A 19,995-nucleotide genomic window follows, 5' to 3' on the forward strand; every position below is an offset into this window, starting at 1 on the left:
ACCACGGCTGTCGGGTCCTCGCCGCATCGTCCAGGAAGGGGCGGCCGGGAAGGGTGTGGTCGGGCGGTGCTTGAGCCGATCGGGTCGCCGGAAGCCCTCGGATGCCCGGATGCCCGGATGCCCGGATGCCGGGATGCCGGGGTGCCGGGATGCCCGGATGCTTCGATGTGCGGCTGCGCGGCCGGAATCAGAGCAGGGAGAGCTGGGTCGGGCCGGTCACGGCGGGTGCGGGTGCGGGTGCGGGTGCGGGTGCGGCGGCCGGGGGCTCGGGGCGCCGGAGCCTGCGCGGCATCCCGGCGGCCGCGGGCCCGATGCCGTACTCCCGTGCCAGTTCGTGCACCTGACGGGTGATCCGGCGCTGGTACCACTTCGGGGCGTACGCGCCGTCCGCATACAGCCGCTCGTAACGGCGTACGAGCCAGGGGTGCCGCTGCTCCAGCCAGGCCATGAACCACTCGCGGGCGCCGGGGCGCAGATGCAGCACCAGCGGGGTCACCGAGGTGGCCCCGGCCGCGGCGATCCCCCGTACGGTGGCGCGCAGTTGGTCCGGCTGGTCGCCGAGGAAGGGGATGACGGGGGCCATCAGCACACCGCAGCCGATGCCGTGCTCGCCCAGGGTGCGCACCACGTCCAGACGGCGCTCGGGGGCGGGTGTGCCCGGCTCGACGGTGCGCCACAGCTCAGGGTCGACGAATCCCACCGAGACGGAGATCCCGACGTCGGTGACCTCCGCCGCCTGCCGGAGCAGTTCGAGGTCGCGCAGGATCAGTGTGCCCTTGGTGAGGATGGAGAACGGGTTGGCGTGGTCGCGCAGGGCCGAGATGATGCCCGGCATCAGCCGGTAGCGGCCCTCGGCCCGCTGGTAGCAGTCGACATTGGTGCCCATGGCGATGTGCTCCCCGTGCCAGCGCCGGGAGCCGAGCTGGGCCCGCAGCAGCTCGGGGGCGTTGACCTTCACCACGATCTGGCTGTCGAAGCCGAGGCCGGTGTCGAGGTCCAGATAGCTGTGCGTCTTGCGGGCGAAGCAGTAGACGCAGGCGTGGCTGCACCCGCGGTAGGGGTTGACGGTCCATTCGAACGGCATCCGGGAGGCGCCCGGCACCCGGTTCACGATCGACCGGGCCCGGACCTCGTGGAAGGTGATGCCGCGGAACTCCGGGGTGTCGACGGTGCGGGTGGTCACCGTGTCCGCGTCGAACAGGGTGGTGTCACGGGCCGTGGCGTCGTTTCCCGCCAGATGGTCCCAGCGCATGGGCACCTCCTCGGTAGCACTGGCCACAGAATAGAACACATGTTCCCATGATCGCGAGGTCGATTCGATTGGGAGTTCGAGTTCATGGGATATCGGCCCTGACCTGCGGCTTTCCCCCCGGGGCGCCCCGCTCGGGGAGCGCACGGCCGCCGAGTCGGCGCGTCCCGCGTCCCTCCCGCCGCTGTCTGCGTCATAACGGACGGGTGGAAACGTCGACACCGCCGCAACCGCCGCAGCCCCCGTCCACGGGCGTGCGCCCCCTCACCCTGGACGCCGCCGGCGTCACCCTGTCCTGTCTGCTCGCCGAGCCGCCGGACGGACGGCCCCGGGCCACCGTGGTCGCCGTGCACGGCGGCGGCATGACGGCCGGCTACTTCGACGGACAGGCGCACCCCGACCTGTCCCTGCTGACGCTCGGTGCGCGCCTCGGCTTCACCGTGCTCGCCCTCGACCGGCCCGGCTACGGCCTCTCCGCCGGACAGCTGCCCGCCGGACAGACCCTGGCCGAGCAGGCCGAGGTGCTGGACACGGTCATGGAGGACTTCGCCCGGCAGCACCCCACGGGAGCCGGGTTCTTCCTGCTGGCCCACTCCTACGGCGGCAAACTCGCTCTGGTCACCGCCGCGCACCACCCCCGGCTGCTCGCCCTCGACGTATCGGGCTGCGGCCACCGCTACGACATCGAGCCGGACGAACTGCCCCAGGTCCTCGGCCGCTCCTCCTGGGGCCGCAACTGGGGTCCGCTGCGGCTGTATCCGCCGGACACCTTCCGCTCGCTCGGTGCGCTGGTCGCCCCCATGCCGACCCGCGAGGCCGAGGAGGCGTCCCGCTGGCCGGGACTGTTCGAAGAGGTCGCGCCCCGCGTCCGGATCCCGGTGCGGATGACCTTCGCCGAGCACGAGGCATGGTGGCTGCACGGGGAGCGGGACATCGCGGAGATCACCGCCCTGCTGTCCGCGGCCCCCGTGCTCCGGATCGGACACCAGCCGGACGCGGGACACAACATCAGCCTGGGCTGGGCCGCCCGCGCCTACCATCTGCGCGCCCTCGGCTTCTTCGAGGAGTGCCTCGCGGCCCGCCAGGCCCGGCGCGGCCGGACGGTCCTGCACGAGAGCCCGGTGACGGCGGCCCCGTCCACCGTGCTCCCCGGGGTGTGATGGGATGGCGGACGCCCCATCACACGTACAGGAAGAGGATGGTCATGGCGCAGGTCGAGGCCACGACGGAGCGGATCGTCGCGGCGGACGCGGAGGCGGTGTTCGACGCCCTCGCCGACTACAGCGGCACCCGTGCGCGGCTGCTGCCCGAGCAGTTCAGCGAGTACGAGGTCCGCGAGGGCGGCGACGGCGCGGGCACCGTGGTGCACTGGAAGCTCCAGGCCACCAGCAAGCGCGTCCGTGACTGCCTGCTCGAGGTCACCGAGCCGACCGACGGGGAACTGGTCGAGAAGGACCGCAACTCCTCGATGGTGACCACCTGGCGGGTCACCCCGGCGGGCGAGGGCCGTTCCCGGGTCGTCGTGACCACCACCTGGAAGGGCGCCGGAGGCATCGGCGGCTTCTTCGAGAAGACCTTCGCCCCCAAGGGCCTCGCCCGTATCTACGACGCGGAGCTGGCGAAGCTGGCCGCCGAGGTGGAGAAGTGACCTCGGGGACGTGACCCCGCCCGGGCGCCCCGGTGCCCCCCGTGCACACCCGGTACGCCTTGTACGCTCCGGGGCGCGAAGCCCCCGTTCCGAGCTCCGGAGCGCACACCGTCAGTCCTGCGGATGAATCGCACGCTCACCGTTTCGGGTGGTTTTCCGCAGGGCACCGCTGTACGCCGTAGGGCTCCCACCGGCGGATACCTCCGGAACGCTACCCTCCGCGCCAACTCGCCGCGCTTGAACCGGTTGTCGCCCGATGCGAGAAATGGGCAGCGCAGCGGCGACGAGGGGAGCGGCAGTGGGCGGGACGACGGTGATGGACGTGGACAGCGAGCGGCTCGTGCCGCCCGTGGCCCTGGACGCGCCCCGGCAGCCGGCCGCCGCCGAACCCTCCGCGGCCCTCGGCCCCCGTCAGGTGCGCCTCGTCTTCGTCGGGCTGATGCTGGCGCTGCTGCTCGCCGCCCTCGACCAGATGATCGTGGCCACCGCACTCCCCAAGGTCGTCGGTGAACTGCACGGCCTGGACCGGATGTCCTGGGCGATCACCGCCTATCTGCTGACCTCCACCGTGGGGCTGCCGGTCTACGGCAAATGCGGCGACCTGTTCGGCCGCAAGGGCGTGTTCCAGTTCGCGATCGCCGCCTTCGTCCTCGGCTCCGCGCTCGCGGGCCGGGCGCAGAGCATGGACCAGCTGATCGCCTTCCGCGCCGTGCAGGGCATCGGGGCGGGCGGGCTGATGATCGGGGTGCAGGCGATCATCGCGGACATCGTGCCGCCCCGTGAACGCGGCCGGTACATGGGCCTGATCGGCGCCTCCTTCGGCCTCGCCTCGGTCGCCGGGCCCCTGCTCGGCGGCTACTTCACGGACCATCTCTCCTGGCGCTGGTGCTTCTACATCAATGTGCCCTTCGGCCTGATCACCCTGGTCGTGGTCACCGTGGTGCTGAAACTCCCCAGGCCCACCACCAAGGGCAGGCTCGACCTGCCCGGCACCCTGCTGCTGGCCGCCGCGTCCACCTGCCTGGTGCTGCTCACCAGTTGGGGCGGCACCGAGTACGCCTGGGGCTCACGCGTCATCCTCGGACTCGGCGCCGGATCGGTCGTCGCGGTGGCCCTCTTCCTGGCCGCCGAGCGCCTCGCCGCCGAACCCCTCATCCCGCTCCGGCTGTTCCGGGACTCCGTCTTCAACGTCACCGCCCTGGTGGGCCTGGTGGTCGGCGTGGCACTGTTCGGCGCCGCCAGCTATCTGCCCACCTTCCTCCAGATGGTCGACGGGGCGAGCGCCACCGAGTCCGGACTGCTGATGCTGCCGATGATGGCCGGGATCGTCGGCGCCTCCGTCATCTGCGGCCAACTGGTCAGCCACACCGGCCGGTACAAGCTGTTCCCGGCACTCGGCAGCGCGGTGTCCGCCCTCGGCATGTGGCTGCTCTCCCGGCTCGGCACCGACACGCCCCGGCTGGAGTACAGCATCTGGATGCTGGTCCTCGGGGCGGGCATCGGCATGGTGATGCCGGTGCTGGTCCTCGCCGTGCAGAACTCGGTACGCCCCTCCGACCTGGGCACCGCCACCAGCGCCAACAACTACTTCCGGCAGATCGGCGGCAGTGTCGGCGCCGCCGTCTTCGGCACCCTGTTCGCGAACCGGCTCACCGACGCGCTGGAGCAGCGCCTCCCGCCGAACGCCGGGAGCCGGCTGCCCGACCCGGAGTCCATCACCCCGCAGCTGGTCCACGCGCTGCCGCCCGCCCTGCGCGACCCGTACATCGAGGCGTACGCCGACGCCATGCCGAGGATCTTCCTCTACCTCGTGCCGGTGCTTGCCCTCGGCCTGTTCATCGCCTTCTTCCTCAAGGAGAAACCGCTGGTGTCCCACAACGCCCCCGTCGAGAGCCCGCCCGCCTCCCAGGTCCCGCAGGCGCGTTCGCCGTACGCCGCGGGAGTGCCCGTCTGCGGCACGGTCCAGCACCCCGACGGCACCGTGGTGCCGCGGGCCGCGCTCACTCTCATCGATGTCGCGGGACAGCAGATCGGGCGCGGCGCGAGCGGCGAGGACGGGCGGTACGCGCTGTCCACGCCGGGATCCGGGTCCTACGTCCTGATCGCCGCGGCCGGCGGCCACCAGCCCCAGGCGGTCTCGGTGACCGTGGGGGAGCGCCCCGTGGAGCTGGACGTGGTGCTCGGCGGCGCGGGCCGGCTGGCGGGCAGCGTCCTGACGGCGGACGGCACACCGGTGCGCGACGCCTCCGTCACCCTCACCAATGTGCACGGGGAGGTCGTCGCGAGCACCCGCAGCGGACGCGAGGGGAGCTATGTCATCACGGAGCTGGTGGCGGGGGAGTACACCCTGGCCGCCAGTGCGCCCGCCTTCCGCCCGGCCGCGCTGCCCGTGACCGTCCAGGCCTCCCGGGAGACCCGGCAGGACGTCGAACTCGCGGGCGGTGCGGTGCTGCGCGGCACCGTGCGGGCGAGCGGCGGACGGGCCGTCGAGGACGCCCGGGTCACCCTGCTGGACGCGGCGGGCAATGTCGTCGACACCCTGACCACGGGCGCCGACGGAACGTTCCGGTTCGTCGATCTGTCGTCCGGTGAGTACACCGTGATCGCCGCGGGTTACCCGCCGGTGGCCACCGTGTTGCAGGTCGCCGGGGGCGGCCGCACCGAGCGCGATCTGCAACTGGGGCACGAGGACTGAGGGAGCGCGGGCGGGGCCCCCGAGGCATCCCGCCCTCCGCCGATGCGTCCCGTCCTCCCGGCGGGGCGCGTCAGCGCTCCGGGGCGGCCGTCGTCCCCCGTACCTCCAGCGCGGGTGTGGTGAGGACCAGTTCGGCGGTTCTGGCGGGCTCGGCGAGGCGGTCCAGCAGGCACTGGGCGGCGCGGCGGCCCACGTCGTGGCTGCCGTTGTCCACGGTGGTGAGCCACAGGTGCCGCAGCCGGGAGACCGAGGTGTTGTCGTAGCCGACCACGGAGAGGTCGCGGGGGACCCGCAGGCCGAGCTGCCCGGCCGCCGAGAGGGCGCCGACGCAGGCCATGTCGTTGAAGGCGAAGAGGGCGGTGGGGCGTTCGCGGGCCGTGAGCAGGCGGACCGCCGCCCGGTAGCCGCCCTCCTCGGTGAGGTCCCCCTGCTCCACGACCGCCGTGTCCGTGAGGCCGTGCTCGCGCATGACCGCTTCGAAGCCCTGTCGGCGCAGCTCTCCGACCACCCCCTGCCCGGCGATGTGCGCGATACGGCGGTGACCGAGGCCGACCAGGTGTTCGGTGGCGAGCCGGGCGCCATGGGTGTCGTCGCCCGCCACGATGTCCACCGCGGGCAGTTGCGGCTCGCGGGCTCCCGCGACCACCGTGGGGATGCGCACCGCGGCCGTCACAAGCGCCTCGGAGGACGGCAGGGTGCCGACCGCGACCAGCCCGTCGACCCCGAGGTCGGTGAAGGCGCGGGTGAGGTCCTCGCCGAGGCGCCGGTTGAGCCGCCCGTCGGCCATCAGCATGCGCAGCCCGGCGTCGTGCAGGCGCCCGTTGAGACCGTCGAGCAGCTCCACGAACCAGGGGTTGCGCAGGTCGTTCAGGAGGACGCCCACGGTGCGGGTGCGCCGTTCGCTGAGGCTGCGGGCGGCGGCGTTGGGCCGGTAGCCCAGCTCCTCGACGGCTGCCAGCACGGCCCGCCGCTTCTCGGGGCGCACCTGGTCGGAGCCGCGCAGCACCAGGGAGACCAGGGATTTCGACACTCCGGCCCGCTCGGCCACATCGCGGATCGTGGGCGGTCTCATGGCCTGGACCGTTCCATACGGCCCGGGCCCCTGTCAAAGGATTGACAACCCCATTCAGGGCCCGCAGGGTGAGGCCGGAAGGCTTCTGGACCGGTCCAAAAGGAGGCAGTCATGGCACAGGCGCTGGGCGTCGCCGTCGTGGGGTTCGGCTGGATGGGACGGGTGCACACCCAGGCGTATCTGCGCCTGCCGCACCACTTCCCCGGGCTGCCGCTGCGGCCCGAACTGATCGCCGTCGCGGACGAGGTGCCGGGCCGGGCCGAGGAGGCCGCCGGGCAGTACGGCTTCGCCACCGCGGTCCGTGACTGGCGGCAGATCGCCGCCGACCCCCGCGTCGGGGCGGTGAGCGTCGCCGCGCCGAACTTCCTGCACCGGGAGATCGGCACGGCCATGGCCCGGGCGGGCAAGCACCTCTGGATCGAGAAGCCGGTGGGGCTGACCGTCGAGGACGCCCGGGCGGTCGCCGAGGCCGTCGCCGGGGCCGGGGTCCAGGCCGCCGTCGGCTTCAACTACCGCAACGCACCGGCCGTCGCCGCCGCCCGCGAGCTGATCGCCTCCGGCGGGATCGGCACCGTCACCCATGTCCGCATCCGGCTCCTCAGTGACTACGCCGCCCACCCCGAGTCCGCCCTGACCTGGCGCTACGAGCGGACCCGGGGCGGCAGCGGGGTCCTCGGCGACCTCGCCTCGCACGGGGTGGACCTGGCCCGCTTCCTGCTGGGCGAGATCGCGTCACTGGCCGCCGACACCGCCGTCTTCATCCCCGAACGGGCCCGCCCCGCCGCGGCCACCGCGGGCCATGCGCGCGCGAGGGGCGGCGCGCCCGGGCCGGTGGAGAACGAGGACTACGTCAACTGCCTGCTGCGCTTCGCGTCCGGGGCCCGGGGCGTGCTGGAGGCGAGCCGGGTCGCCGTGGGCGAGCAGAACGCCTACGGCTTCGAGGTGCACGGCACCGAGGGCGCGGTCTTCTGGGACTTCCGGCGCATGGGCGAACTCGGCGTGAGCCGGGGCACGCTCTATCAGGACCAGCCCGTGAGCACCCTCCACGTCGGCCCGGGCCACGGCGAATACGCCGCCTTCCAGCCCGGGGCCGCCAACGCCATGGGCTATGACGACCTGAAGGTCATCGAGGCGTATCACTTCCTGCGCTCGGTCGCGGAGGGGACACCGTACGGCCCCACCCTGGACGACGCCGTGCACAGCGCCCTCGCCCTGGACGCCATGACCCGGTCCGCGCACCGGCGCGCCTGGGTGGACCTCGGCTGATCCGCGGGGCTGCCCGGAGGCTCTCCCGAGGAGTCGGGGCCCGGCACGCTGCACCCCGGTCGGAAGTGGGTAGGGATCGGCCCCGGGCGCGTCCCGCCGTGACCGGATCGGAACAAGGGACGGGCGCGGGGCACGTGCGCCGTTTCCGCCGCACTTCCGCCCGTACTCGCCGTACTTTGTACTTACATTCGGACCTGCTTCTGAAATGATGTCTTAACAAAGTATTGACAGTGGGGTGCGGGAGGGACTTGTATCCCGTCCCAGCGAAACAGCCGGTTTCCCCGGCGACACGACCCGGACACCGTGCCCGGGCCCCGCGTGGGGCTCCCGCCCGGCGCCGTCCCTCTCCCTTTCCCCTTCCCCGGCCGCACAGTGAGGTGCAGGAAAGATGGACCGCACGTTCCACCCCCGCCGCTCCCGCAGCATCGCCCCCCTCGTCGCGGTGGCGGCGGCGTCCGCCCTCCTTGTCGCAGGCTGCTCCAGCAGTACGGGCGGGAAGAAGGCCGAGGAGAAGGCCTCCGGGATCGCCGCAGGCAAGGCCACCACCCCCCGGATGACGGTCGCCCTGGTGACCCATCAGGCACCGGGCGACACCTTCTGGGACATCGTCCGCAAGGGCGCCGAGGCGGCCGCGGCCAAGGACAACATCAAACTCGTCTACTCCAGCGACCCCAACGCGGGCAACCAGGCCAACCTGGTGCAGAACGCCGTGGACCAGAAGGTCGACGGCATCGCGATCACCCTCGCCAAACCGGACGCCATGAAGGACGTGGTCGCCAAGGCGACCAGGGCCGGCATCCCGGTGGTCGGCCTCAACTCCGGTGTCAGCGACTGGAAGAAGCTGGGCCTGCTGGAGTTCTTCGGGCAGGACGAGAGCGTCGCGGGAGAGGCGTTCGGCAAGAAGCTGAACGAGGTCGGCGCCAAGAACGCGGTCTGTGTGATCCAGGAGCAGGGCAACATCGGACTCACCCAGCGCTGCGACGGGGTCAGGAAGACCTTCCGCGGCACGACCCAGATCCTCTACGTCAACGGCACCGACATGCCGTCCGTGAAGTCCACCATCACCGCGAAACTCAAGCAGGACAGCTCCCTGGACCATGTGGTCACCCTCGGCGCGCCCTACGCCCTGACCGCCGTGCAGTCCGTGGACGACGCGGGCAGCAAGGCGAAGGTCGCCACCTTCGACCTCAACAAGGACCTCGCCCGCTCCATCCAGAAGGGCGACATCCAGTTCGCCGTAGACCAGCAGCCCTATCTCCAGGGCTATCTGGCGGTCGACTCGCTGTGGCTGGAGAAGAACAACGGCAACTACAGCGGCGGCGGCGAGCAGCCGGTGCTGACCGGCCCCGCCTTCGTCGACAAGTCCAATGTCGACGGCGTCGCCGCCTTCGCCGCCCAGGGCACGAGGTGATGACCATGAGCCGGCAGGCCACCGGGGCGCCGGCCGCGCCGCCGTCCTCCGGCCCCGGGGAGCGCGACGGCCGGACCGCGCGACGGCCCCTGGTGCTCCGGATGCTCGCCCGGCCCGAGGTCGGCGTCCTCCTCGGCGCCGTGGCGGTGTTCGTCTTCTTCTGTGCCGCGGCGCCCACGTTCCGCACCGGCAGCGCGATGGCCACGGTCCTCTATCAGTCGTCCACCATCGGGATCATGGCGCTGCCGGTGGCGCTGCTGATGATCGGCGGCGAGTTCGACCTCTCGTCCGGCGTGGCGGTGATCACCTCCGCGCTGACCGCGAGCATGGTCAGCTACCAACTGACCATGAACGCATGGGTGGGTGTGATCGTCGCCCTGGTGGTGTCCCTCGGGATCGGGGCGTTCAACGGCTGGCTGGTGATGCGCACCGGACTGCCGAGCTTCCTGATCACTCTGGGCACCTTCCTCGGCCTCCAGGGCGTGAACCTCGCGGTCACCAAGCTGATCACCGGCAATGTGGCCACCGATGACATCAGCGACATGCAGGGCTTCGGACAGGCCAAGGCGCTGTTCGCCTCCTCCTTCACCGTCGGCGGGGTCCAGTTCAAGGTCACCGTGCTGTGGTGGCTCGGCTTCGCCGCCCTGGCCACCTGGGTGCTGCTGCGCACCAAGTACGGCAACTGGATCTTCGCGGTCGGCGGCAACCAGGACAGCGCCCGGGCGGTCGGCGTGCCCGTCCGGTTCACCAAGATCACCCTTTTCATGCTGGTCGGCTTCGGCGCCTGGTTCGTGGGCATGCACCAGCTGTTCGCCTTCAACACCGTGCAGTCCGGGGAGGGCGTCGGCCAGGAGCTGATCTACATCGCCGCCGCGGTCATCGGCGGCTGCCTGCTCACCGGCGGCTACGGCTCCGCGATCGGCCCGGTCTTCGGCGCGTTCATGTTCGGAATGGTCAGCCAGGGCATCGTCTACGCGGGCTGGAACCCCGACTGGTTCAAGGCGTTCCTCGGCGTGATGCTCCTCGGTGCCACCCTCATCAATCTGTGGGTCCGCCAGTCCGCGACCCGGAGGTGATCCCCATGACCCAGGCCGACCCCGGCAACGACCGCACGACACCCGCCCCCGCCGACGGGACACCCCTCGTCGAACTGCGCGGCGCGGGCAAGTCCTACGGCAACATCCGCGCCCTGCACGGCGTCGACCTCGCCGTCCACCCCGGCAGGGTCACCTGCGTCCTCGGGGACAACGGCGCGGGCAAGTCCACCCTGATCAAGATCATCTCGGGACTGCACCGGCACACCGAGGGCGAATTCCTCGTCGACGGCGAGCCGGTGCGCTTCTCCACGCCCCGTGAGGCCCTGGACCGCGGCATCGCCACCGTCTACCAGGACCTCGCCACCGTCCCCCTGATGCCGGTGTGGCGGAACTTCTTCCTGGGCTCCGAGCTGACCCGGGGACCCTGGCCGGTCCGCCGCCTGGACATCGCCCGGATGAAGCAGACCGCGGACGAGGAACTGCGGAACATGGGCATCGTCCTCGACGACCTGGAACAGCCCATCGGCACCCTCTCCGGCGGCCAGCGCCAGTGCGTGGCCATCGCCCGCGCCGTCCACTTCGGTGCCCGCGTCCTCATCCTGGACGAGCCCACCGCCGCGCTCGGCGTCAAGCAGTCGGGTGTCGTCCTCAAGTACATCGCCGCCGCCCGTGAACGCGGTCTCGGCGTCATCTTCATCACCCACAACCCGCACCACGCCTACATGGTCGGCGACCACTTCGGTGTGCTGCGCCTGGGCACCATGGAACTCAGCGCCGACCGCAGCCGGGTCGGCCTGGAGGAGCTGACCAACCACATGGCGGGCGGCGCCGAACTCGCCGCGCTCAAGCACGAACTGGCGCAGGTCGGCGGCGTCGACGTCGGGGGACTCCCCGAGGCGGCGGACCTCCCGGCACCCGCGGCCGCGACTCCCGAAGGGAACTCCTGACATGACCCCTGCCCTGGACCGCATCCGGGTCGGCTCGGCCCCGGACTCCTGGGGCGTCTGGTTCCCCGACGACCCGCAGCAGGTGCCCTGGGAACGCTTCCTCGACGAGGTCGCCGACGCCGGCTACTCCTGGATCGAACTCGGCCCCTACGGCTACCTCCCCACCGACCCGGCCGAGCTCACCGACGAGACCGCCAGGCGGAACCTGAAGGTGTCGGCGGGCACCGTCTTCACCGCACTGCACCGGGGACCCGCCGTCTGGGACTCCACCTGGGAGCACGTCGCCCAGGTCGCCGCACTCACCCGGGCGATGGGCGCGCGGCACCTGGTGGTCATCCCGTCCTTCTGGCGCGACGACAAGACCGCCGAGATCATCGAACCGTCCGAACTCACCGCCGAACAGTGGACCCACCTCGCCCGCGGCATGGAGCGCCTCGGCCGCCGGGTCAGGGACACCTACGGCCTCGACATCGTCGTACACCCGCACGCCGACACCCATATCGACACCGAGGAGCACGTGGGGCGCTTCCTCGACTCCACCGACCGCGACCTGGTCGGCCTCTGCCTGGACACCGGCCACTACGCCTACTGCGGCGGCGACAGCGTCAAGCTCATCGAGACCTACGGCGAACGCATCGGCTATCTGCACCTCAAGCAGGTCGACCCGGAGATCCTCGCCGACGTCGTACGCGACGGGGTGCCCTTCGGACCCGCGGTGCAGCGCGGTGTGATGTGCGAACCCCCCGCGGGCGTCCCCGACCTGGAGCCGGTCCTCGCCGCAGCCCAGCGCCTCGGCGTCGACCTCTTCGCCATCGTCGAGCAGGACATGTACCCCTGCCCGCCGGACCGCCCCCTGCCCATCGCCACCCGCACCCGCGCCTTCCTCCGCTCCTGCGGCGCCTGACACCCAGGGCGGCCGACCGCCCCCGAGCGTCCCCGGCCCGGCCTCCGCTCCCGGCGGGCAACCGGGCCGGGGACACTTGTCCACAGGGCTGGTCACGCATCGTCACGAGCGCGTACGGTTTCGTGCCATGAAGATCCTCATCAGCGCCGACATGGAGGGCGCCACCGGTGTGACCTGGCCGGCCGATGTGCTGCCCGGGACGCCGCAATGGGAGCGGTGCCGGGCGATGTTCACCTCGGACGTGAACGCCGCCGTGCTCGGCTTCCTCGACGGCGGCGCGGACGAGGTGCTGATCAACGAGGCGCACTGGACCATGCGCAATCTGCTGCTGGAGCAGCTCGACGAGCGGGCGCAGATGCTCACCGGCCGCCACAAGTCCCTCTCCATGGTGGAGGGCGTGCAGCACGGGGACGTCGACGGGATCGCGTTCATCGGCTATCACGCGGGTGCCGGTATGGAGGGCGTGCTCGCGCACACCTATGTCCCCAACTCCATCACCGGAGTCTGGCTGGACGACGTCCGCGCCAGCGAGGGCCTGTTGAACGCACATGTCGTCGCCGAATACGGAGTGCCCGTCGTCCTGGTCACCGGAGACGACGTGGCCTGCGAGGACGCGCTCGGATACGCGCCGGAGGCGCTCAAGGTCGCCGTCAAGGACCATGTCTCCCGGTACGCGGCCGTGTGCCGCACCCCCGCCAGAACCGCCGCCGACATCCGCGCCGCCGCCAAGGAGGCGGCCCGGCTCGCGGTGCGCCACGATCCGGTCGTCGGCGGACCGCACACCGTGGCGCTCGAATTCGACGCCGAACACCTCTCGATGGCCGCCACCGTCGTCCCGGGAGTGGACCGCATCGGCGAGCGGAAGGCGGCGTACACGAGCGCCACCATGTACGAGGCCATCCGGACCTTCAAGGCGGTCACCACGATCGTCTCGGCGGCGGTGGAGGAGCAGTATGGCTGACGCGCAGGCGCTCGACGAGGTCGTGCGCTTCACCTCGGACCTCATCCGCATCGACACCACCAACCGCGGCGACGGCGAGTGCCGGGAGCGGCCCGCCGCCGAGTACGCGGCCGCCCGGCTGGCCGAAGCAGGCCTGGAGCCCGTGCTCCTTGAGCGCACCGAGGGCCGGACGAATGTCGTCGCCCGGATCGAGGGCACCGACCCGGCCGCTGACGCCCTGCTGGTGCACGGCCATCTCGACGTGGTGCCCGCCGAGGCCGCCGACTGGAGCGTCCACCCGTTCTCCGGGGAGGTGCGCGACGGCGTCGTCTGGGGGCGCGGCGCCGTCGACATGAAGAACACGGACGCGATGATCCTCGCGGTCGTCCGGGCCTGGGCCCGCGAGGGAGTACGGCCCCGGCGCGATGTCGTCGTCGCGTTCACCGCGGACGAGGAGGCCAGCGCCCAGGACGGCGCGGGCTTCCTGGCGGACCGGCACGCGGACCTCTTCGACGGATGCACCGAGGGCATCGGGGAGTCCGGGGCGTTCACCTTCCACGACGGAGCCGGGCGGCAGTTCTACCCCATCGGGGCGGGCGAGCGCGGCACCGCCTGGCTCAGGCTCATCGCCCGCGGCCGCGCGGGGCACGGCTCCCGGCCCAACCGCAGCAACGCCGTCACCCGGCTCGCCGCCGCCGTGGCCCGCATCGGCGACCACGAGTGGCCGCTGCGGCTCACCCCGACCATACGGGCGGCACTCGTCGAACTGGCGGCCGTCCACGGCCTCGACACCGACCCTGCGGCCCTCGACGACCCCGCCGCCGTGGACGACCTCCTGGACCGCCTCGGACCGGCCGCCGCTCTGGTCCGGCCGACCCTGCGCAACAGCGCCAACCCGACGATGCTGCACGCCGGTTACAAGGTCAATGTGATCCCGGGGGAGGCCGTCGCCCAGGTCGACGGCCGCTGTGTGCCGGGCGGCGAGGACGAGTTCCGCGCCACCCTCGACGCACTGACCGGACCCGATGTGGACTGGGAGTTCCAGCACCGCGAGGTCGCCCTCCAGGCGCCGGTGGACTCGCCGACGTACGCCCGGATGCGCGCCGCCGTGCAGGAGTTCGCGCCCGAGGGGCATGTGGTGCCGTACTGCCTGTGGGGCGGCACGGACGCCAAGCAGTTCTCGCGCCTGGGGATCACCGGATACGGCTTCTCTCCGCTGAGACTGCCGGAGGGCTTCGACTACCAGGCCCTCTTCCACGGCGTCGACGAACGCGTACCGGTCACGGCCCTGCACTTCGGGGTCAGAGTTCTCGACCGCTTCCTGCGGTCGGCCTGAGGGGGAATGAGGAAGATGGAGCAGACCCTGTCCTACGGGGAATGGCCCTCGCCCATCGACGCGCGGCTCGCCGCCGTGCACGACGGGCAGCCGGAGTCGGTGGACTTCGTGGGCGAGGAGGCGTGGTGGACCGAGCCGCGCCCCCTGGAAGGCGGCCGCCGCACCCTGGTGCGGCGCACCGCGGACGGCACGGAGGAATCGGTGCTGCCCGCGCCGTGGAATGTGCGCAGCCGGGTCCTGGAGTACGGCGGCCGGGCCTGGGCCGGAGTGGCCCGCCCCGAGGGCCCGCTGCTGGTCTTCGTCGACTTCGCCGACCAGCGGCTGTACGCGTACGAGCCGTCGGCGCCCGGGGACGGCCCCCGCCCGCTCACCCCCCTCTCACCGGTGGGCGGCGGACTGCGCTGGATCGACCCCCTGCTGCACCCCGGCCGCGGGGAAGTCTGGTGTGTCCTGGAGGAGTTCACCGGCGAGGGACCCAGCGACGTGCGCCGGGTGGCGGTCGCCGTCCCCCTGGACGGCTCCGCCGCCCAGGACCGGGGCGCGGTGAGGGAACTGACGGAGGAACGGCACCGCTTCGTCACCGCGCCCCGCCTCTCCCCGGACGGACGGCGTGCCGCGTGGATCGCCTGGGACCACCCCCGCATGCCCTGGGACGGCACCGAGCTGATCGTCGCCGAGGTGGCCGCAGACGGGACCTTCCGGGACCCGCACACCGTCGCCGGAGGCCCCGAGGAGTCGGTCCCGCAGGCCGAGTGGGCGCCCGACGGCTCCCTGCTCCACGCCGGTGACCGCGGCGGCTGGTGGAATCTGTACCGGGACGGCGAGCCGCTGTGCCCCCGCGAGGAGGAGTTCGCCGGGCCGCTGTGGAAGATCGGCCAGCGCTGGTTCGCGCCCCTGGAGAGCGGACTGATCGCCGTGCTGCACGGCAGGGGCGCGAACAGGCTCGGCATCCTCGACCCGGAGCGGGGCGAGCTCGTCGACGCGGCCGGACCCTGGACCGAGTTCGCCGCCACACTCGCCGCGCACGGCAGCCGCGTCGTCGCCGTCGGCGCGAGCCCGCACAGCGCCTACGAGGTGGTCGAGCTGGACGCCCGCACCGGCCGGGCCCGGGTCATCGGCGCCGCCCACGAGGACGTGGTGGACCCCGGGTACTACCCCCGGCCGCAGATCCGCACCTTCACCGGTCCGGACGGCCGCGAGATCCACGCCCAGGTGTACCCGCCGCACCACCCCGGCCATACCGGGCCCGACGACGAGCGGCCGCCGTATGTCGTCTGGGCGCACGGCGGCCCCACCGGCCGGGCCCCGCTCGTCCTCGACCTGGAGATCGCCTACTTCACCTCGCGCGGAATCGGCGTCGTCGAGGTGAACTACGGCGGCTCGACCGGCTACGGGCGCGCCTACCGCAACCGGCTGCGCGGACAGTGGGGCGTCGTCGACGTCGAGGACTGCGCCGCCGTCGCCGCGGCCCTCGTCGAGGAGGGGACCGCCGACCCCGGGCGGCTCGCCGTGCGGGGCGGCAGCGCGGGCGGCTGGACCACCGCCGTGTCCCTGACGGCGACGGACGTCTACGCCTGCGGCACGATCCTCTACCCCGTCCTGGACCTGAAGAGCTTCGGCTCGGGGGAGACCCATGACTTCGAGTCGCGGTATCTGGACTCCCTGGTGGGCTCCTACGACGAGGTGCCCGACCGGTACGCCGAGCGGTCCCCGATCGAGCACGCCGACCGGATCAGGACCCCCTTCCTGCTGCTCCAGGGACTGGACGACCCCATCTGCGCGCCCGCGCAGTGCGAGCGGTTCCTCGCCCGGCTGAAGGGCCGAGGGGTGCGCCACGCCTATATCGCCTTCGAGGGCGAGGGGCACGGCTTCCGCCGGGCTGACACCATGGTGCGTGCGCTGGAGGCCGAGCTCTCCCTGTATGCGCAGGTCTTCGGCCTCAACCCGCCCGGAATACCCACCCTGGAGCTGACCACGTGATCCCTCTGGTACGGCCACCGAGACTCGCACCCGGCGCCCGGGTGGCGGTTGTCGCGCCCAGCGGGCCCGTGGTCGAGGAACGGCTGGCCGCCGGACTCGACCTGTTGCGCGGCTGGGGGCTGGACCCGGCCGTGGCCCCGCATGTCCTCGACCGGCATCCCGACTTCCCCTACCTCGCGGGCACGGACGCCGACCGGGCCGCCGACTTCCAGGCCGCCTGGTGCGACCCGGACGTCACCGCGGTCCTGTGCGCCCGGGGCGGGTACGGTGCGCAGCGCATGATGGACCTGCTGGACTGGGACGCGCTGCGGGCCGCCGGGCCCAAGGTGCTGGTCGGATACAGCGACATCACCGCGCTGCACGAGGCGTTCGCGGTCCGCCTGGGCCTGGTCACGCTGCACGGCCCGATGGTGTCGGCCCTGGACTTCCTGAAGAACTCCCGGGCGCAGGAGCATCTGCGGGCGACGCTCCTGGAGCCGGAGTCCGTCATGGCCATCCGGGCCGTCGGCGCCGGGACGGCGCTCGTACCCGGGCGGGCCCGGGGCGTCACCCTCGGCGGCTGCCTCAGTCTGCTCGCCGCCGGGCTGGACACCCCGCACGCCCGATCCGGTGCCCGGGGCGGACTGCTGATGATCGAGGACATCGGTGAGGAGGCGTACCGCCTGGATCGGCTCCTCACCCAGTTGCTCCGCTCCGGACGGCTGGACGGGATCGCCGGGATCGCGCTCGGCTCCTTCAAGGACTGCGGCTCGTACGAGCTGCTGCGGCGGGTCCTCGTCGACCGGCTCTGCGGGCTCGGGGTGCCGGTGGTGGAGGAGTTCGGCTTCGGGCACGGGGACGGGGCGCCGACCGTCCCCCTGGGCGTGCGGGCCGAGCTGGACGCGGACGCGGGGACCCTGACACTGGAGGAACCGGCGCTGGCTTAGGCACCTCGCGGGCTGCGGCGCGGGGGACGGGCGGCCGGTCCCATAAGGTGGCGAGGTGGCAGTGACCTCTGGATATCTCGCCGAAGGCTCCCGTGTCGGGATCCGTTCCTACACCCTCGCGGACGCGGCCGAGTTCACCGCCGCGGCGCGGGAGAGCAAGAGCCTGCACCATCCGTGGCTCTTCCCGCCGGACACCGCGGAGGCCTACGCGGTGTACGCGGCGCGGGTGATCGGGGACCCCGCCAAGGCCGGTTTCCTGGTGTGCGAGAAGGGCAGCGCGGCCCTGGCCGGATTCATCAACATCAACAACATCGTCGAAGGCGGGTTCCTGTCCGGAGCCCTCGGCTACGGCGCCTTCGCCCATGCCGCCGGGCGAGGTCTGATGACGGAGGCCCTCTCCCTGGTGGTGCGGTACGCCTTCGGGCCGATGGGGCTGCACCGGCTGGAGATCAACGCGCAGCCCGGCAACACGGCGTCGATCGCCCTCGCCCGGCGCTGCGGTTTCCGCCTGGAGGGCTACTCACCCGACATGATCCGCATCGACGGAGCCTGGCGCGACCACGAACGCTGGGCCATCACCGCGGAGATGGTGCGCGCCCAGGACCTCTCGTCGGGGCCGGGCCGCCCGGCCTGACCCCGACGAAAGTCCCAGGAGCGAGGACGCAGACGACAAGGCGGGACTCATCGCCTCGCCGGGAGCACGGAAGCGCCGGAGCCGAGTGAACCGGCCGGTCCGCTCGGTCCACCTGGCCCGCCCAGTCCGCCCAGTCCGCCCAGTCCGCCCGGCCCGCCCGGATCGCTCGGTCCGCCCGGCACGGCCGGACCGGGCGACGGCGAGCGGGTGAAGGTGCGGCGGTAGGCCGTGGGGGTGGTGTTCAGTGTGCGGCGGAAGTGCAGCCGCAGGTTGGCTGCCGTGCCCAGGCCGCAGTCCCGTGCCACCTGCTCCATCGAGCGGTCCGTGGTCTCCAGCAGTTCCCGCGCCCTGCCGAGCCGGGCGTTGAGCATCCACTGCAACGGGGTCGTGCCCGTCTCCTCGGTGAACCGGCGCATGAAGGTGCGCTGCGAGAGGCCCGCGTGCCGGGCGAGCACCCGCAGGGTGAGCGGCTCGCCGAGCCGGTGCAGGGCCCATTCACGGGTACCGGACAGCGACGCCTCACCGGTCACCGCGACGGGAGCGGGCACGTACTGCGCCTGGCCGCCGTCCCGGTGCGGGGCGGCGACCAGGCCGCGGGCGATCTGGTTGGCGACCTCCGCGCCCAGGTCGCGGCGCACGATATGCAGGCACAGGTCGATGCCGCAGCACACCCCGGCCGAGGTGAGCACGTCGCCCTCGTCGACGTAGAGCACGTCGCGGTCGACCGTGACGGCCGGGAAGTCCCGTTCGAACTCGTCGATGTGCTTCCAGTGGGTCGTGGCGTGCAGCCCGTCCAGGACGCCTGCCGCGGCCAGCGCGAACGCGCCCGTGCAGATCGACACCACACGTCTGCCCCGCTCGTGTGCCTCGGCCAGGACGCCGAGCACGGCGTCCGGCAACGGGCGGATCGGTTCGGATCCCGGCACGATCACGGTGTCGGCGTTCCGCACCTGTTCCAGGTCCCCGTCGGCGAGCAGAGCGAACCCCGCGGTGGTGGCCACCTTCGCGTCCAGCGCGCACAGGGTCATCTCGTAGGGAGTTTCCGGCCGGTGGGTGAAGATCTGCGCCGGGATCGCCAGGTCGAGCGGGGTGACCCCGTCCAGCGCCAGGACTGCGACTCGATGCACTGTCATGGCAAGATCCTAGCGAAGTAAGGAAATTTTGCCTCTCGCCAGGTCAGGGGGGTCGCGGCCAGGCTGAGGACATGACCGGAACTGCCCACGAGACGACCGCCGACCCGATCGCACTGCCCGGCACACCGCTTGCCGAGGCCGTCGTCAACCTCGTCCGACCGTTGGAGACACCGTCCGTCTTCAACCACAGCATCCGCAGCTATCTGTTCGCCCGGGTGGTCGCCGGCCGCCTCGGCCTGGCCGCCGGCCGCGACTACCACGACGACCTGTTGTTCGCCGCGTGCGCGATGCACGACATCGGCGTGGCGCCGGACGGCCCGCACCGCCAGCGGTTCGAGGTCGAAGGCGCCGACCGGGCCGCCTCGTTCCTGGTCGAGCGCGGAGTGTCCGAGGCCGACGCCGACCAGGTCTGGCAGGCCATCGCCCTGCACACCTCCCCGGGCATCGCGGAACGCCGCGGCACGCTGTGCTCACTCGTCCGAGCGGGTGTCGCCGTCGACTTCGGCGACGCGGTGGGCACCGACCACGTCGGCTCCGTCACCGACGAGCAGGCCGACGCCGTGCACGCCGCCTATCCCCGGCTGGACATGGCCCGCTCACTCATCGACGCGATCGTCGCGCAGGCCGCCAAAGACCCGAAGAACGGCGCCCGCTACACGATCCCCGGCGAATTCCTCCGCGAACGCCAGACCTACGGCCGGACCCGGATGGAGCACGCCTGCCGTGCGTCCCGCTGGGGCAACTGACTCCCCGGACTCCGCGGCCCCTGCCAACGTCCCCGCCAACACCCCTGTCAACTGTCAACAAGGAAAAGGAA

At 72.1% G+C, this 19,995-nt stretch carries 17 protein-coding genes; 14 read left to right on the forward strand and 3 right to left on the reverse strand.

Annotation, left to right across the window (positions count from 1 at the left end; translation table 11 throughout):
• Positions 1-187 precede the first annotated feature (187 nt).
• Positions 188-1,252, reverse strand: a complete 1,065-nt coding sequence (locus tag ACIHAA_RS02875; protein ID WP_399812167.1) for an Rv2578c family radical SAM protein — start codon at positions 1,250-1,252, stop codon at positions 188-190.
• A 251-nt stretch (positions 1,253-1,503) separates the two neighbouring features.
• On the opposite strand from ACIHAA_RS02875, the gene ACIHAA_RS02880 reads away from it, so the two are divergent.
• The 3 genes from ACIHAA_RS02880 (at position 1,504) to ACIHAA_RS02890 (ending at position 5,592) form a co-directional block, all read left to right on the forward strand.
• A complete protein-coding gene (locus tag ACIHAA_RS02880; RefSeq protein ID WP_399812170.1) occupies positions 1,504-2,409 on the forward strand; it encodes an alpha/beta hydrolase in 906 nt (301 codons plus the stop codon).
• Between the two features lie 44 nt (positions 2,410-2,453).
• Positions 2,454-2,897, forward strand: coding sequence for an SRPBCC family protein (locus tag ACIHAA_RS02885; RefSeq protein ID WP_399812173.1), 444 nt, complete (start codon positions 2,454-2,456; stop codon positions 2,895-2,897).
• Positions 2,898-3,195: 298 nt separating this feature from the next.
• The gene (locus tag ACIHAA_RS02890) at positions 3,196-5,592 is read left to right on the forward strand and encodes an MFS transporter (protein WP_399812175.1); all 2,397 of its coding nucleotides are present in this window, start codon (positions 3,196-3,198) and stop codon (positions 5,590-5,592) included.
• Positions 5,593-5,662: 70 nt separating this feature from the next.
• On the opposite strand, the gene ACIHAA_RS02895 is transcribed toward ACIHAA_RS02890, so the two are convergent.
• Complete coding sequence (locus ACIHAA_RS02895) at positions 5,663-6,664, reverse strand: LacI family DNA-binding transcriptional regulator (RefSeq protein WP_399812178.1); 1,002 nt, start codon at positions 6,662-6,664, stop codon at positions 5,663-5,665.
• A gap of 111 nt (positions 6,665-6,775) precedes the next feature.
• Here ACIHAA_RS02895 and ACIHAA_RS02900 point away from each other — a divergent pair, with 111 nt between their 5' ends.
• The 10 genes from ACIHAA_RS02900 to ACIHAA_RS02945 all read left to right on the forward strand — a co-directional run bounded on the left by ACIHAA_RS02900 (position 6,776) and on the right by ACIHAA_RS02945 (position 18,045).
• Positions 6,776-7,930 carry a Gfo/Idh/MocA family protein gene (locus ACIHAA_RS02900; RefSeq protein WP_399812180.1) on the forward strand — a complete coding sequence of 385 codons (1,155 nt, stop codon included), beginning with the start codon at positions 6,776-6,778 and terminating at the stop codon, positions 7,928-7,930.
• Between the two features lie 388 nt (positions 7,931-8,318).
• On the forward strand, positions 8,319-9,341 hold the full coding sequence (locus ACIHAA_RS02905) for a sugar ABC transporter substrate-binding protein (protein ID WP_399812182.1): 1,023 nt from the start codon (positions 8,319-8,321) through the stop codon (positions 9,339-9,341).
• Complete coding sequence (locus ACIHAA_RS02910; protein WP_399812184.1) at positions 9,341-10,417, forward strand: ABC transporter permease; 1,077 nt, start codon at positions 9,341-9,343, stop codon at positions 10,415-10,417. The genes ACIHAA_RS02905 and ACIHAA_RS02910 overlap by 1 nt, the downstream gene beginning before the upstream one ends.
• A gap of 5 nt (positions 10,418-10,422) precedes the next feature.
• Positions 10,423-11,325 (forward strand): ATP-binding cassette domain-containing protein, encoded by a 903-nt coding sequence (locus ACIHAA_RS02915; protein ID WP_399812187.1) that lies wholly within the window; start codon positions 10,423-10,425, stop codon positions 11,323-11,325.
• A 1-nt stretch (position 11,326) separates the two neighbouring features.
• On the forward strand, positions 11,327-12,229 hold the full coding sequence (locus ACIHAA_RS02920; RefSeq protein WP_399812189.1) for a sugar phosphate isomerase/epimerase family protein: 903 nt from the start codon (positions 11,327-11,329) through the stop codon (positions 12,227-12,229).
• 127 nt (positions 12,230-12,356) lie between these two features.
• Positions 12,357-13,190 (forward strand): M55 family metallopeptidase, encoded by an 834-nt coding sequence (locus ACIHAA_RS02925; RefSeq protein ID WP_399812192.1) that lies wholly within the window; start codon positions 12,357-12,359, stop codon positions 13,188-13,190.
• Positions 13,183-14,505 (forward strand): M20/M25/M40 family metallo-hydrolase, encoded by a 1,323-nt coding sequence (locus tag ACIHAA_RS02930; RefSeq protein ID WP_399812194.1) that lies wholly within the window; start codon positions 13,183-13,185, stop codon positions 14,503-14,505. The genes ACIHAA_RS02925 and ACIHAA_RS02930 overlap by 8 nt, the downstream gene beginning before the upstream one ends.
• A 6-nt stretch (positions 14,506-14,511) precedes the next feature.
• On the forward strand, positions 14,512-16,485 hold the full coding sequence (locus tag ACIHAA_RS02935; RefSeq protein ID WP_399812197.1) for an LpqB family beta-propeller domain-containing protein: 1,974 nt from the start codon (positions 14,512-14,514) through the stop codon (positions 16,483-16,485).
• On the forward strand, positions 16,482-17,411 hold the full coding sequence (locus tag ACIHAA_RS02940) for an LD-carboxypeptidase (protein WP_399812199.1): 930 nt from the start codon (positions 16,482-16,484) through the stop codon (positions 17,409-17,411). Before ACIHAA_RS02935 ends, ACIHAA_RS02940 begins: the two co-directional genes overlap by 4 nt.
• 55 nt (positions 17,412-17,466) lie before the next feature.
• Positions 17,467-18,045: a GNAT family N-acetyltransferase gene (locus tag ACIHAA_RS02945; protein WP_399812201.1), complete on the forward strand. Its 579-nt coding sequence runs from the start codon at positions 17,467-17,469 to the stop codon at positions 18,043-18,045.
• A 47-nt stretch (positions 18,046-18,092) separates the two neighbouring features.
• Here the strand turns inward: ACIHAA_RS02945 and ACIHAA_RS02950 are convergent, their stop codons facing one another.
• On the reverse strand, positions 18,093-19,178 hold the full coding sequence (locus tag ACIHAA_RS02950) for a GlxA family transcriptional regulator (RefSeq protein ID WP_399812203.1): 1,086 nt from the start codon (positions 19,176-19,178) through the stop codon (positions 18,093-18,095).
• A 71-nt stretch (positions 19,179-19,249) separates the two neighbouring features.
• On the opposite strand from ACIHAA_RS02950, the gene ACIHAA_RS02955 reads away from it, so the two are divergent.
• Complete coding sequence (locus ACIHAA_RS02955; RefSeq protein WP_399812205.1) at positions 19,250-19,924, forward strand: HD domain-containing protein; 675 nt, start codon at positions 19,250-19,252, stop codon at positions 19,922-19,924.
• Positions 19,925-19,995 lie beyond the last annotated feature (71 nt).

The organism is Streptomyces sp. NPDC052040 (assembly GCF_044548405.1).
Lineage (GTDB): Bacteria > Actinomycetota > Actinomycetes > Streptomycetales > Streptomycetaceae > Streptomyces.

Coding starts and splice junctions, on each gene's coding strand:
- ACIHAA_RS02885 (WP_399812173.1), top strand. CDS start 2,454: ATGGCGCAGGTCGAGGCCACGACGGAGCGGATCGTCGCGGCGGACGCG.
- ACIHAA_RS02930 (WP_399812194.1), top strand. CDS start 13,183: ATGGCTGACGCGCAGGCGCTCGACGAGGTCGTGCGCTTCACCTCGGAC.
- ACIHAA_RS02875 (WP_399812167.1), bottom strand. CDS start 1,252: ATGCGCTGGGACCATCTGGCGGGAAACGACGCCACGGCCCGTGACACC.
- ACIHAA_RS02895 (WP_399812178.1), bottom strand. CDS start 6,664: ATGAGACCGCCCACGATCCGCGATGTGGCCGAGCGGGCCGGAGTGTCG.
- ACIHAA_RS02925 (WP_399812192.1), top strand. CDS start 12,357: ATGAAGATCCTCATCAGCGCCGACATGGAGGGCGCCACCGGTGTGACC.
- ACIHAA_RS02935 (WP_399812197.1), top strand. CDS start 14,512: ATGAGGAAGATGGAGCAGACCCTGTCCTACGGGGAATGGCCCTCGCCC.
- ACIHAA_RS02955 (WP_399812205.1), top strand. CDS start 19,250: ATGACCGGAACTGCCCACGAGACGACCGCCGACCCGATCGCACTGCCC.
- ACIHAA_RS02900 (WP_399812180.1), top strand. CDS start 6,776: ATGGCACAGGCGCTGGGCGTCGCCGTCGTGGGGTTCGGCTGGATGGGA.
- ACIHAA_RS02950 (WP_399812203.1), bottom strand. CDS start 19,178: ATGACAGTGCATCGAGTCGCAGTCCTGGCGCTGGACGGGGTCACCCCG.
- ACIHAA_RS02910 (WP_399812184.1), top strand. CDS start 9,341: ATGACCATGAGCCGGCAGGCCACCGGGGCGCCGGCCGCGCCGCCGTCC.
- ACIHAA_RS02915 (WP_399812187.1), top strand. CDS start 10,423: ATGACCCAGGCCGACCCCGGCAACGACCGCACGACACCCGCCCCCGCC.
- ACIHAA_RS02920 (WP_399812189.1), top strand. CDS start 11,327: ATGACCCCTGCCCTGGACCGCATCCGGGTCGGCTCGGCCCCGGACTCC.
- ACIHAA_RS02905 (WP_399812182.1), top strand. CDS start 8,319: ATGGACCGCACGTTCCACCCCCGCCGCTCCCGCAGCATCGCCCCCCTC.